At 55.1% G+C, this 276-nt stretch carries 1 rRNA gene; it reads left to right on the forward strand.

Going from position 1 to position 276, the window contains the following annotated elements:
- A 23S ribosomal RNA gene (locus tag R9X44_RS35590) occupies positions 1–276 on the forward strand; the annotation flags it as partial.

Consider the following 276-nt stretch of genomic DNA (forward strand, 5'->3'; position numbering starts at 1 on the left):
AGAGTTACAAAGTCTCGTGGTAGTCGAATGGCATGGGAAGGCCGACCGTAGACGGTGAGAGTCCGGTAGACGAAACTGCGAGTCCTCTTGGGTGTGTTCCCGAGTAGCACGGAGCCCGTGAAATTCCGTGTGAATCTGCCACGACCACGTGGTAAGGCTGAATACTCCCTGATGACCGATAGCGGACAAGTACCGTGAGGGAAAGATGAAAAGTGCCCCGGTGAGGGGTCGTGAAATAGTACCTGAAACCGTGTGCCTACAAGCCGTCAGAGCGTC

Origin of the sequence: Actinocorallia sp. A-T 12471 (assembly GCF_033875155.1) — a bacterium.
Taxonomy (GTDB): Bacteria; Actinomycetota; Actinomycetes; order Streptosporangiales; family Streptosporangiaceae; genus Actinocorallia.